Genomic DNA, 14432 nt, shown 5'->3' with positions numbered 1-14432 from the left:
ACTATTTTGTGCCTGTGAATACAGGCATATCTTCATTTTCAGAATTATTGATGTCTTTTTTATTTATGACCTTATCGATAGTCATAAAAATTATTCTTAAGTCTAAGAAAAAAGATTGGTTGTCAACGTAATGCACATCATATTCAAATTTTTCTTCCCAGCTTATGGCATTTCTACCGTTAACTTGTGCCCAACCTGTAATACCAGGAGTTACTTCGTGCCTTCTATTTTGCCTTTCGTTATATAACGGTAAATATTTAGGCAACAATGGGCGAGGACCAACTAAACTCATATCTCCTTTAAGGATATTGAACAATTGCGGAATTTCATCCAAAGAGTATTTCCTACAAAAATTGCCAACTTTAGTAATACGATGCACAACTGGCAAAAGATTACCTTCACTATCTTTTTTGTCGTTCATGGTTTTTAATTTAATAATGGTAAACAATTTACCATTTTTACCAGTCCTTGTTTGGTAGAAAAATGGTTTACCGTTATTATATATAGCAAGAATAATAATGAGTGTTATCAATAATAGAGAAACTATTAATATACCTATTAATGCGGCAAAAAAATCGGCTAGGCGTTTTATTAAATTTGGGTAAATTTTCATAATACGAAATTGTAGGTTTTCAAGAAATCAAATCAAATAAAGCAATTAAATTAATACTTTGTTTATTAAATCGATTAAGTCCTTGTTTATTAGGTTTACATCAAAGCGTGCTTCTGCATATTTCCTACTATTAATGCCCATTTCCTTAATCTTATCTGGGTTAGTAATAAAATATTCCATAGGTTTTACTAAAGCATCGAGGTTTTGAGGTTCTATTAAAAATCCATTTTCACCTTCTTTAACTGCTTCTCTACAACCAACAGAATCTGTTGTGATTATAGGGTTTCCACAGGCACAAGCTTCTAGCGTTGTTCTTGGTAAACCTTCTCTGTAATAACTTGGTAGCACAAACACATCTCTTTGGTTTAAATGCTCATTGATATTAGATTGTTTTCCATGAAAAATGATAACACCTTCTTTGTGTAACTGATTAATTTCAACTTCACTAATAGCTGATGGTGATGTTTCAGGAGCACCAATTAAATGGAATTCTGCTTTTGGATATTTTGCTTTCAATATTTTGGCAGCTTCCATATAAAGTGCGATTCCTTTTTCTTTAATCAACCTTGCTACCAAGAGAAAACTTACTTTATCTGAAGCGTTTTTTTCTTTAAAAGTAAATTGGTCTAGATTAACACCAGAACCACTTACAAAGGCGACTTCTTGCTTTTTAGTAATCACTTTTCTATCTAAAAATAATTGGTAATCGTCGTTATTTTGAAACACGATAACCTTATTCTTTCTAATAGATAATTTGTATAAGGTTTCATTAAAACGTTGAAGCGTTCTAGCCTTAGCACTAAGACCAGTAAAGGCATAGCCTAAACCTGTAATTAATGATATAACTGGCACTTTGCACATATTTGCAGCCATTGAGCCATAAATTACTGGCTTAACTGTATATGGAAATACCAAGTCGATCTTATTTTCTTTGATAATGGATTTTATTTCATGAATAGATTTAAAATCCTTTAATGGATTAAGGCCTGTACGCTGTAAATTAAATTCTATAGGTGTAGCGCCTAAGTCTTTAATGAGTTGACTGTATTTTTCTGTAAAGCTTGGGGCAGCAGCAAACACTTCAAAGCCATTATCGACCATGCTTTTTATAAAGTCTCCTCTAAATCTAATGAGCGAACCATCGTAAGATGCAATAAGTAATATTCTTTTTTTATCCATCTCGTTATTTTTGATTCAGGAAATTAAACTTGTACCATTTCTGGAAACAATAAAACGACCACACTCTAAAAGTGCTATCCTTTTTACTATCTAAATGGTCTTTTACCAGTTTTGTAATGACGTCAACATTAAAAATACCTTGATCTTTAAGCATTTCTGGTTCAATATAACTTTCGAGTTCTTTTTTAAGACTTTGCCTTAGCCAGTCGCCAGTTGGACTACCAAAACCACTTTTACCTTTTTCTAAAAATTCATCCGGAAATTGATCTCTAAAAGCTTCTTTTAGAATGTATTTTTTATTCCAGCCTTTCATTAAATAGCTTTCAGAAAGCGTATTGGTAAATTCCCAAATTTCTCTGTTTAGAAATGGTGCTCTACATTCTAAAGAGGTCATCATACTAGTTCTATCAACTTTAGCGAGCATTCCGCCTTCTAAACTTAATATTTTGTCAACCAATCTAAAATCAGTTAAAGTTTCAATCTTCTGTTTACCAATGGTGTCTTTATATTCTTGAAATAAATCGTTCTGGTAATAATTTTCGGTCATTATTTCTTTTAGCTGATTGTTAGTGTTGGCTAAAGAAATAATATCCCAATAAAAATCACCATTATAGTTAATGGCATTTAAAAGTTTATTAATCTGAAATTTTTTACCTCTGGTGTCGTCTTTATTAATAAGGTATTTATTACTTAACTTATTTATTGTTTTATGTAAAGCTTTCGGTACAACACTGGTATATTTTTTGTTCATTTTACCAATGTAATATTTGTTGTAACCACCAAAAACTTCGTCGCCACCATCTCCTGTTAATGCTACTGTAACGTGTTCTCTGGTCTTTTCTGAGAGTAGGTGCGTGGGTAAAGCTGCAGTGTCTGAAAATGGCTCATCAAAATTCACCAAAATTTCGTGGATGTTATTCTTTAGGTCATTTTCATCGATAATAAACTCATGATGATTACTACCAATCATATCTGCAACCACTCTAGATTTATCAGTTTCATCGTATGATGCTTTTTTAAATCCTATAGAAAACGTATTTATTTTTTTATCTGTGGCTTGCGACAAACACAGTGATACAATTGATGAGTCTACACCACCAGATAAAAATGTTCCTAATCCCACATCGGCAATAGATCTGCTTTCTACACTATTATAAACAAGTTCTTTAGTTTTTGCTTTTGCATCATCAAAAGAAATATCGATAGTTTTTGGTTGAGACTCGTTATTTATTTTATGAATTTCTGTTTGGTGAGTATTAAGATCATATGCAATGTAATGATTGGCTTCTAGCTTATAAATGTTTTCATATATCGTATGCGGTGCAGGTATGTAGGTTAGCCTAAAATAGAGGTTGAGTCCTTTCTTAGAGATATTAGGTGTAACATCTAAAGTTTTAATAATGGATTTTAACTCTGATGCCCAAATAAACGCATTATCTGTATGCGTATAGTATAAAGGTTTTTCTCCAAAAAAATCTCGAGCTATAAAGAGCTTATTTATTCTTTTATCATAGATACTAAAGCCATACATACCGTCTAACCACTGAAAAGATTCTACGCCGTGTTTTTCGTAGGCTTTTAGGATGACTTCAGTATCACTAGAGGTTTTAAAGTTAACGCCTTCTGCTTCTAATCTAGATTTAAGAATTTTATAATTATATATTTCTCCATTAAAAACGATTACAATTTGGTTGTCGTCAGAAAAAATTGGTTGTTTCCCTGAAGATAAATCAATTATAGAAAGACGTCGCATGGCCATACCAACGGTATAGTCGATACTTTGCTCTGCAAAAACACCATCTTCATCAGGTCCTCTATGAATGATAAGGTCATTCATAGTGTTTAGTATATCTTTTACTTTAGGCGCTTCGCGGCTTGTTTTGGCTATAAAACCATTAATTCCACACATCTTTTATTAGTGTTAAGTGGTTATAAATTTATTAAACTTATAATAAATTGTATCTAATTTATATGCATTAGCTCTTTCTAAGCTTAATCTGCTAAATTTTTCTCTTTCGCTAGGGTTGTTATGGTAGTAATCTAAGGCCTTAGATAAAGCAGCATGGTCATCATTATTAACTAATAGGCCATATTTTCCTATAAAGACTTCACCATCACTTATAGAAATTGGCTCATTTTCGTTTAAGAGTTCTAATGGACCAGACAAGCAATTTGTAGAAATACATGGTAAACCAATGGCCATAGCTTCTATTAAGGCATTAGGGAAGCCTTCTGTAAATGATGATAATACAAAACACTGATTGTTTAGTAAATAGTCATTGACGTTTTTTACTTTACCTTTTAAATTGATTTGTTGGTCTAAATTTACTTTTTTTATTTCGTCCGTTAAATACTCTTGTAACTCACCACCACCTAAAATTGAAACGTCAAACTTTAATGGAGAGGCAGCAACGGCTCTAACAATCATTATCTGATTTTTTCGTTTATTAAGTGTCCCAGCGGTTATAACTTTTAAAGTGCTAGTGGGTTTATTTAAAGTTTGAGAATCAATAATTTTGGCAGGTAATTCTATAGGATTATAAATAACCTCCATTGGGATTTTAACACCAAAGTTAGCTTTTAAGTCATTGTTAATATATACTGAATTAGAAAATAATTTATCACATTTATTATAAAAAACAGGATAGAAAATCTTTGAAATATAGAGTGAAAGTCTACTAGTTACGTTATCAGAAGGGAATCCGCGTTCACTAATTATAGTTTTAACCTTTTTGTTAAAAGTGGCTACAATACCATTTATAAGATTAGGAAACGCTAAAAAAGAAACTGAAATATCAATGTTGTTTTTCTTTATAAATTTATGATACTTAAAAATAAATTTAAAAAAATCCATAAATTTTAAAAGGGTGGGTCTGTCGGGACCATTATCGGATAGCACTACGATATTAACGTCTTTGGGTACCGGAAAATGCAATACTTTGTAAAACAAAACTAAAGTTACATTATAGTCTTTTACAAGTGCCTTAAGTAGCAGGCTTATTACTTTTTCTGCACCTCCGCTTCCTAAGGAAATACTTAGAATAGAGATATTTTTCTTTTGATTTGGGGTCATATATTTAATATCTTATTGATATTATGCATATTGGTGTCAAACATAATAACAAATGGTCTACTAATCTTATTTACTCGATAATTGTAGTTTTTTGTTGTTTAATGGATAAATGTATTAATCTTTAAGCACTCTCATAAAGAGATCTTCGTAATTAGTTAATATTTTGTTACTATTAAACTTATCATAAACGTAGTCTCTAACGGTTTTTGGATTCCACTCTACATCTTCATTTAACTTAGCTAAAAACTCCTCTTCATTCTCAACAATAAAACCATTGACGCCATTTTTAATAATTTCTTTGGTTCCGCCTGGTGCATTAAATGCTATTACAGGGACTCCAACAGAGCAACTTTCTAATAAAGCATTAGGAAACCCTTCTGAATATGAACCTTGAAGAAACATGTCGTTTTTTATAAGGTAATCAAAAACTTTATCTGTATATTCAATATGTTCTACATTTTGTTCTAATTTCAACGCTTTTATTTTATGATAAATTTCATCTTTCAAGGCACCGTTGCCTATAATGGTAAATTTAAAAGGAAAATTAACTTTAGATAAAACCTCTAATAATCTCAATTGGCCTTTTATTTTACTCAACCTCCCAATGGTAATAAATTTTTTAAACTCGCTTTTTTCTTCTTTGTGTTTAATAATATTTATTTGAGTAAGTGGGTTATGTATTATTGTTATATTTTTTGCATTAAAGTTATAACATTCTAAAAAATCTATTTTCATATCAGATGATTGACAAATTACATGATCTAGATTTTTAATACCAATATCTGATAAATTAATTAGAGAAAATAAGAATGACTTTTTTCTTTTTGCTCTATAGTTATCAGCGACTTTATTTATGGTTGCTTGTCTACCAATAAACTTTATGTTTTTAAAGAAAAACGAAATTAAACCCATTAAAGAATTTAAATGGGATATTGAACTTAAAACAATTTCTGGCTTTTCCCTTAGGAACAACTTAAATAGAGGTAATATAGAATTTGACACTCTAGGTTTATTCAAATAAATCACAGGCACATTATTAACCTTGAATTTTGAATCTTTCTCAAACCCTATTACAATTAATTTTGCGTCATATTTTTCTTTATCTAAATTTTGACAAACAAATGAAATCACTCGTTCTGCACCGCCAGCAAAGAGAGTAGGTAGTACAAAGAATATTTTAGTTTTCATTTATTAAATTTAAGTTTAATTTCTCTCCAAATTTTAAATCGCATTCTTTTTCATAAAAAGCTTGAAAACCAGATGCATGATGAAAGGTTATTTCACCGAAATAAATTTGATTTTTCACAAAGTATAAATCTACACGTACATATAAAAAATCTTTTGCTAATTTTTCTACGACAGATATCATTTCCTTTAACTTACTAGGTTTTTCGAGTGTTTTTCCATTAGGTCTGCCCCATTTACAGGGTAGTAGCTCCCAATTTCTATCATACAAGTTTCTAGTTCTTAATTCTCCATGGCGATCAAAATCAACCATAATAAATTCTAATTTACCATTAAAGCAATGAAATTTATAATCCTCAGGGATGCTTCCGTCCTCTGTGGTCAAAAGTTTTTCAACCACAATATGTGGTTTTATGTGTTTGTATTGCCATTCTAGTGTACTATAATAGTGATTTTCCTTTAATAATCTACTAAAACGCTTTTGTACATCTTTCCAGTCTATAACCTTAGGGTCTTTCACTATTAAACCACCAGAACTATCATGATTAGTTTTAATGATAAAACTAGAATTTGGTAAGTTTTCTGGGGACAAACTCTTGGGATTATTAGTGTGTAATAATAGCGGAATAAGATATTTTTCACCAATCTTTTCTATAACATAATCTCTAACTCTGTATTTGTCTGCTACTAAAGTGTGAATATCTCTTCTGTTATAAAGTTTTAACCAATTAATTTTTTCATTTAATGTTTTAGGGTTTTTTAAATCTAAGCTATAACCCATATGTTTTTTGAAACTTTTTTTAACTATAATTTTATCAGGTACTAATCTTAAAATAAATTCATAAACTTTAAAAAAAGGACGTATAAATAGATAACCAAAATCCGAATTTCTGTATAAATTGGAAATTGACTCACGGATTTTTGTATAAACGGATTGATTTTGCTTCTGATACATTTTAAATGTGCTTTATTATTTGGGTAATATCAATTGAGCCAATTTTTTTTGCGGGAATACCAGCAATACTTGTATTTTCTTCTTCAAAAGATTTGTTAACCACTGCATTTGCTCCAATAGCTGTGTTATTAGGAATTTTAATTTTACCAAATATTTTTGCGCCAGGTCCTATGTATACATTGTCACCAAGTTTAGGTCCTTGAACTTCTCCACCAGACGCACCAATATTAACACACGCATGCATTCTGCAATTAGCACCGATTTTTGTCGTGTAATTTATTACAATTGTACCATAATGTACAATCGATAAACCAGGGCCAAATACATTTATTGGTATTGAAAAGTTTAATTTCACAGAAATTCTTCGATACATAAACTTTAAGTATATAATGTATAACTTATATAGTCCTTTGTTTTTGCAATTTGTATAATATTCTAGTTTACGCATTCTCCTTTGGAAAGCCCAAACAGGATCTCGGAACAAATAATTTTTGATTTTACTGGTTATTGAACCATTGTAAATATCTAAAGCTATAAGATCCCTTTCTAAATAGTATCTATAATCTTCTCTGCTCTTTATCATCAGACTTACTTATTAAGGTTAATCATTTTTAGTACTAATTGTTTTACCCTAAAACTAAACACACGAAAACTTGGTATAAAACAATAAAGTAACGTACCATAAATTAATACCACCACTAAACTAACTTTAGTGGCATATAATACCCATTCTAATATACTTATTTTACCATCAACTTCAATAAAGTTTGTAATGCTATAGTTGATAATCAATGTAGAGGCTGTAAAAATGAGTAGAATAGGGAGTAACCCAACCCAGTATGCCATTACACTTTTCTTAAACCCATGTTTAAAAAGATAATAGGGTTTCCAAATAACACCAATAACAAACATGCTAGATACCGTACCTATCACAATACCAGCAATACCGTATATTTTACCAAAAATAAAAGATACAATGAGGTTAATAATTGCTTCAGTCATTGCTGCCCAAACATCGGCGTACAGGCCGTAGGCATTTTTAAAACGATTAATTGTAGCTACAATTTGCGTCAAGAAAAAGTTGGCTATAAAGAGTATTAGGATTAATTGTGTAAGGATATATTCTTCTCCCAACCAAAGCATAATAAGATAATCCAAGGTGTAGTAAATTGTTAAACTAAAAAATCCTGCTATAAAAAACTGGATGGTTACCAACTCCCAAAACACCTTTTTTATATTCTCTTTATTATCCTCTGCAATTAAATTACCAACCGCAGAACCTGTCCCAGCAAATGCCATCATAATTAAGCTATTCAGTTTAGAAAATACTAAAAAGTAGTTGCCAAACAGCGTTACACTTTGAAGATTGATGAGGCCGTAAATTAGCAGATTGTCTGTGCCACTCTTTATAAACTGACTAATCTTATGAAAAAAGACTTGTTTTACTTTTATAATAATCTCGGGATATTCTTTAATTAAGGACGTTTTTTCTTTATAAGTAATGATGAGCCAAGGGTAAACGCTCTTAATTTTTTGTCTAAGTACGATGCTGTAACCTATACTAAAAATAAGTTCTAATATAATGTAGAGGTAAAAATTTTTGTAATAGATGACAACTACTACTTGAAGCAATACCCTTAGGATTGTGAAACTTTGAAAATATTTTTGAATGATATACCCCTTTTGATCCGCTCCAAATAGACTAGAATGATAGTTAACAAAATAGGCTAGGAGGGTAGATACCAAAAGTGTGTAGAACACAAAATAGATTAGCATGAGCGAAAATCCTTCACCCTCAAAAATCATAGGGAAAAATAAGGATATAATAACTCCAACAGCTAAGATAGCGAGCCCAATTTTTTTGTAAAGCACTCCAAGAAGCGCAATAACTTTATTAATCTCTTTTTGGTTACTATCGTATAAAGGTTTGTAAAGTGTAAATCCTATTGCAGTACCAATACCTAGCTCTGCTAAATTTAAAAAACCTAAAATACTTCTAAGTGTAGATTCTAATCCTAGAAATTCATCACCAAGACCATCCAGAAAGATTTTTCGGGAAAAGAACTGCAGAAAGATAGATATGGTAAAGAAAAACACACCAACTTTCGCATTTTTTAAAGATTTGGAGACTCTAGACATTTATGCTTCTGTTCGCGCAGGTTATTTCATATTTAACCTGACTGTTTATTTTAAGCTTATTTTTATTACTCTTATTTAATGTAGCAATGTAGGTTATTAAAATGGGAGCATTTAAAAAACAAGTATATAAGATATTAATCTTATACAATTGGACAATATTAAAAAAGTCTATACTAGCAGTATTAATTTTCATGATGATTTACATTAAAAAACGTCTAAAAGCTATTTGAGTATTAATAAACAAGGTAAAACCCTGCATTTTGGATGGCTTATAAACATCTGTTTATTGTTAATAACTTTGATTATAACTTCTAATAAACTCATCTCAAATTATTTAGACATATTTTTTTTATATAGTAATTTCGGACGTCAGTTATATTTTAAGAGTTAGACGTAAGAAAAAGCGAACTATTTTTAAAGTTTTATCCTGCGAAATCTAAAAAGTGTTGTTCGTCGTATTTATTGTGTTTTTATGGGTGTAAATATATATTAATAAATATATTCTTACAAATAAATTGCATTTTAACGAATATTTTAGCTTTTTGACATATTGGCGTAATATTAATATATATATTGCATAAGCCCAACCAAATTTGATTAATAGCAGAATGAAAATGAACTTTTTGAAAAACCTACTTCAAAGTAATACATACGATATTATATATATTACATTTTTTGTAGCCCTAACCTTTACAAATTTACAAGCACAACAGCTTGCATTTCCGTCTGCTTATGGTGCAGGTGCTTATACAACTGGTGGACGAGGGGGTGATGTCTTGCACGTTACTAATTTAAATAATAACGGTCCTGGCTCACTACGGTGGGCGCTTGCAGATCCTTCAAATAGGAATAATACCAGATACATTGTTTTTGATGTAAGTGGTGTAATTAATCTCGAAACACAAATAAATTTAAATGGCGATTATGGTAATTTTACAGTTAATGGGTTTTCTGCACCTTTAGGAGGAATAACTATAATTGGTGCCTCAATTCGTATAGCTAATGCAAATAATATTATTTGGCGAGGAATTCGATTTAGAAATGGTTATGAGGATGACGACCCTGTTTTTGGGACCAACGAAAATTGTTTAACCCATAGAAATGTCTTTGGTTTAATTGTGGATAGATGCTCTTTTAGTTATGCAAAGGATAAAGGGGTAAGTGCAAATGGAACAGGTTATGGAAATGACTTAGGGGGAAATGTTACCATACAAAACAATCTACTAGGTGAAAATCAACAAGGCGCCTTACTAGGTAATTCTGATGGAGCAGCATTCGGTAATGCGTCATTCTTGAGAAATGTAACTTCTGGTATTAGATTTAGACTACCAAAATTTGGTGGTGAAATTGAATTAGACGTCATTAACAATCTTTATCACAATTGGGATAGAAAAGCTATAAGGGGAGATGCTTACAGCTATAAACTTAATCTAATTGGAAATTATTTTCAGGCCGGAAACGAGACTGACGATGATTCTACCCCAGATCCTATTTTAACGACATGGACAAATGCTGCAATGAATCCCTTAATATGGGATGAAGATAATTATATTGATATTACACTTCAACCTGGTTTATCCAATTATATTCTTAATTATCCTGATCAACCAGAATCTATTTGGACGCCATTCAACTCAAGCACTAATCCAATAAATCCTCAGTGGTTTGTAGATTCTAGATTACCTATTGAAGGAAGACCATTACCTATACTAAATTCATTAAGTTTAAAGGATGAATTATTACCAAAAATTGGCGCATGTGAATATATTACAGATAATGGGAATGTAGGTTTTTATAGAACTGATTTAGATGTAACACTTGTTGACAACGTAGCCACTCGAGATAATAGTTCAATGATTAATTCTAATGACTACAGGGAATTGGCACTAAGTTTAATTTCAACAAACCCATCAAATAGTAGACCAAGCGATTGGTATGTTAATAACCCACATATACCTGAGATTTGGTTTAGTGTTAATGTTCCCAATGGACAAGATCATAATGATATATCTCCAAATGGTTATACATGGTTAGAAGAGTATTTAAATCAAATCGATGGTCCTCCTGTCGCTGCTGAAGCTGTAGAACTTACTCCACAAGCTATCACTTTAAATGTCCCAGAGTCTATTTCTTTAAATCCCATATTCACACCCTCTAATACGAGTGATCAAACTGGTACTTGGACCTCGAGTAATAATCTTGTGGCTACAGTTAGTAATACAGGTGTTGTTAGTTCCTTAACAGAAGGAGAAACTACAATTACTTTTACTTCAAATGACGGTGATTTTACAGATACTTCCATTATAACTGTTACTAATATTGTAGTGCCATTATTATCAATTGATGTATCTCCAAACTCTTTATCGCTCGAGGCTGGAGAAACGTTTCAATTAACAAAGGAATTATTACCCACAGATACCACTGATATTTTAGGAGAATGGAATAGTAGCGACGACTCAATAGTTTTTGTTAATAACAATGGTATTATTATGGCAGTGAGTGAAGGAGAAGCAACAATAACCTATACGGCAAGCGTGTCTGGTCTTAGCGATAGTATTACAGTGTCTGTCGTAGATACATTTTATGGATCTTATCAACTCTATAATGCCGCTACGGATGTAATTATTCAAGATTTAGTAGGGGATACTTCCATAAATCTACAAAATGAAGGTAATGAAATTAATTTTAGAGCTATTCCTCAAGGTGGCGATCAAAATCCCGAGGTTGAAAGTGTAGATATACAATGGTCAGGGCCAAGTAGTGGCACGTGGACCGAGAGTAATCCCATTTATGCATGCTTACCTGCGGGTAATAGCGGGAGTGATTTAAGCTCGTATATCGTAGAAGAGGGTACTTATAATTTTACAATAACTTATTACAGTGAAGATGATGCGTCTGGTAATGTTGTGGCTGTAGATACGTTTTTACTAACTTTTTTTTTCGATGATGCTCCCATTGCTAATGCAGGACAGGATCAGGATATTTGTGAAGGTACATCGACGCTTTTAACTGCAACTGGTGGCGCTGCTACTAATTATTTGTGGAATACAGGTGAGACTACACCAACCATAGAGGTGAGTCCCACTGAGACGACAACGTATACGGTTACAGTTTCTGATGATGAAGGCAATTCTGATGAAGATAGTGTTACGGTTTTTGTTAACCAGTTTCCCATTGCTAATGCAGGTGAAGATCAAACCATTTGCCAAGGAGACTCCATAACTTTAACAGCTACTGGTGGTGACACTTTTTTATGGAGTAATGGTGAAACAACACAGAGTATTAATGTGAATCCAAATAGTAACTTAACTTATTCTGTAGAAGTTTTTTCAAATAATTGTTCAAGCGAAGACAGTGTTACAGTATTTGTTAACCCAAATCCAAATGTTACTATTGTTAATGGTGATAGTGTTGATATAATGAATGGTGATTTTGTAACTCTTACCGCTACTGGAGCTAACTCGTATCTATGGAGCAATGGTGCGGTGCAACCTAATATTGCAGTTAACCCTTCGCAAACTACGACCTATGAGGTGACAGGATCTATTGGTGAATGTCTAGATCAGAGTCAAGTTGTTGTAAATGTGATACCAGAAGTAGAAGCTAATGCTGGTGAGGATGTGTCTATTTGCTTTGGGGAAACCATTACCTTAACAGCAACGGGAGGTGATGAGTATGAGTGGAGTACAGGGGAAACTACGGCATCTATTGACGTTTCACCAGAAGAAACATCTGTTTATACAGTTACAGTATTTAACGCGTTAGACTTTGATGAAGACTCAGTAATCGTTGAAGTAGATGCCAATTGTACTAACGAAGAACAGCCAACCATACCAGACGACCAGGCAGACTTTAGTTTTGATATCTTTCCTAACCCTGCCAATGACCATGTGGATATAAAACTAGTGGGTACTGCACAACTTACAAGATTGTATTTGTATGATATTACAGGTAAATTAATTATGTCTAAAAGGGTTACTAATGAGAGCCTTAATTCATCTACTATAACGCGTTTAGACGTGAGTGCATTACGACCAGGAATGTATTATGTAAAAATGACAGACGTAAATAGGGATTTGAATAAAAAACTATTAATTAAATAATACTTTAATTTTAGTTGCTTTCTGTTGCAACAACTTCTAAGGTGTTGGTATTACCAATTTCATCTTCTTTTTTAGCCAATTCTATTTGGTATTGTATCCACATTGCAGCAAAGGATACATAATAAAATGTAAAGAAGTTATGATTAGCCAATAAAAACAAGGCTAATGCAATCATTTGCATAATAAGATTGGGTTTTTTATTAAAATAGACCAAACTCATAACTAATAAGTAGCCAATATAAATAACAAATAAAATAAAGGGTAATATACCGGCTTCTCCAATAACGGCAAGATAACTATTATGTACACCCTTTCCATGGCCCTCTTTCCCTGTAAAAGAACCATAGCCACTTCCTATTAAAGGTGATTCAAAAATTCTATCATAAAATTGCGCCCATGTGTCTGATCTAGAGTCTTCATTTAATTCTTCCGAGGAAACGCTACCATCATTATCAATTAAACCTTTTAATTGTTCAAATCTGGGATTATTAAGACCTACCACTTCATCAATAAAAAATAATGAGGCTACAATTAAAAATCCTAGGCCAAATATTCTAATATTCTTTATGCTAATTTTTAAGGAAATAACATTAATTAATAACCAAATCACTATAAATGTTCTAGAGAAGGTTAATAAACCGGAAAGTGTAAAAATAAATTGCCCTAATAGTTTAGCAGGTGCTTTTTTTAATCCGTAGGTAGTAGCATAACCAGTAATACACATAAAGCCAGCTTCATTTGGCTTTATATAAAATCCGCTGTAACGGCCAAAATCACTTGTTAGTAGAAGTGCTTCTAAAGCCACAGAAAGCGCACCAATTAATAAAAATACATTATACTCAGCAACAGATATTTTTTTTGCGAGTTCGTAGGCACAGATGAGATAAATAAAATATTTAATGGTATCAAAAACAAACATAGGAGTATAACCTACGTACTGCAAACCACCAATCATAAAGAATAACAGCGATATAACGAAGAGAAACCAGTTTGGGCGTGTTTTTTCTCCAAAAAAATAATAAAGAACCAACATTAAAATAGTGGTGTAACTTAATAAACTTCCCAAGCCACCACCAAAAGCAACTAAGGCTACAGAAGGTAAGTTGAGTATAATTAAAGCAAAAGTGATGTATTTTATAATTTGCATTAAGAATGCTTCTAAGTTATTTTGTTAAAAATATCAAA

Annotated in this window: 10 protein-coding genes; 1 reads left to right on the top strand and 9 read right to left on the bottom strand. The window is 31.8% G+C overall.

Annotated elements, in window-relative coordinates; all coding sequences use genetic code 11:
• Position 1: 1 nt before the first annotated feature.
• From Q0800_RS07630 to Q0800_RS07595, 8 genes are all read right to left on the bottom strand, one after another.
• A complete protein-coding gene (locus Q0800_RS07630; RefSeq protein WP_299128743.1) occupies positions 2 to 607 on the bottom strand; it encodes a sugar transferase in 606 nt (201 codons plus the stop codon).
• 51 nt (positions 608 to 658) lie between these two features.
• Entirely contained in the window at positions 659 to 1792 is a 1134-nt protein-coding gene (locus Q0800_RS07625; RefSeq protein ID WP_299128709.1) for a glycosyltransferase family 4 protein, read from the bottom strand.
• 4 nt (positions 1793 to 1796) lie between these two features.
• The gene (gene asnB, locus Q0800_RS07620; RefSeq protein WP_299128708.1) at positions 1797 to 3701 is read right to left on the bottom strand and encodes an asparagine synthase (glutamine-hydrolyzing); all 1905 of its coding nucleotides are present in this window, start codon (positions 3699 to 3701) and stop codon (positions 1797 to 1799) included.
• A 12-nt stretch (positions 3702 to 3713) separates the two neighbouring features.
• Positions 3714 to 4865 carry a glycosyltransferase gene (locus tag Q0800_RS07615; RefSeq protein WP_299128707.1) on the bottom strand — a complete coding sequence of 384 codons (1152 nt, stop codon included), beginning with the start codon at positions 4863 to 4865 and terminating at the stop codon, positions 3714 to 3716.
• Between the two features lie 114 nt (positions 4866 to 4979).
• Complete coding sequence (locus Q0800_RS07610; RefSeq protein ID WP_299128706.1) at positions 4980 to 6053, bottom strand: glycosyltransferase; 1074 nt, start codon at positions 6051 to 6053, stop codon at positions 4980 to 4982.
• Positions 6043 to 6831, bottom strand: coding sequence for an ATP-grasp fold amidoligase family protein (locus Q0800_RS07605; RefSeq protein WP_299128704.1), 789 nt, complete (start codon positions 6829 to 6831; stop codon positions 6043 to 6045). Before Q0800_RS07605 ends, Q0800_RS07610 begins: the two co-directional genes overlap by 11 nt.
• 175 nt (positions 6832 to 7006) lie before the next feature.
• Entirely contained in the window at positions 7007 to 7588 is a 582-nt protein-coding gene (locus Q0800_RS07600; protein WP_299128702.1) for a serine acetyltransferase, read from the bottom strand.
• 5 nt (positions 7589 to 7593) lie between these two features.
• Complete coding sequence (locus Q0800_RS07595; protein WP_299128699.1) at positions 7594 to 9144, bottom strand: hypothetical protein; 1551 nt, start codon at positions 9142 to 9144, stop codon at positions 7594 to 7596.
• 623 nt (positions 9145 to 9767) lie between these two features.
• Here Q0800_RS07595 and Q0800_RS07590 point away from each other — a divergent pair.
• Complete coding sequence (locus tag Q0800_RS07590; RefSeq protein WP_299128698.1) at positions 9768 to 13247, top strand: Ig-like domain-containing protein; 3480 nt, start codon at positions 9768 to 9770, stop codon at positions 13245 to 13247.
• A 10-nt stretch (positions 13248 to 13257) separates the two neighbouring features.
• On the opposite strand, the gene Q0800_RS07585 is transcribed toward Q0800_RS07590, so the two are convergent.
• Positions 13258 to 14394, bottom strand: a complete 1137-nt coding sequence (locus tag Q0800_RS07585; RefSeq protein WP_299128697.1) for an O-antigen ligase family protein — start codon at positions 14392 to 14394, stop codon at positions 13258 to 13260.
• Between the last annotated feature and the right edge of the window lie 38 nt (positions 14395 to 14432).

Origin of the sequence: uncultured Winogradskyella sp. (genome assembly GCF_937958655.1) — a bacterium.
Taxonomy (GTDB): Bacteria; Bacteroidota; Bacteroidia; order Flavobacteriales; family Flavobacteriaceae; genus Winogradskyella.
The sequence above is the reverse complement of the archived record's forward strand: the minus strand, read 5'-3'. Positions and strand labels throughout refer to the sequence as shown.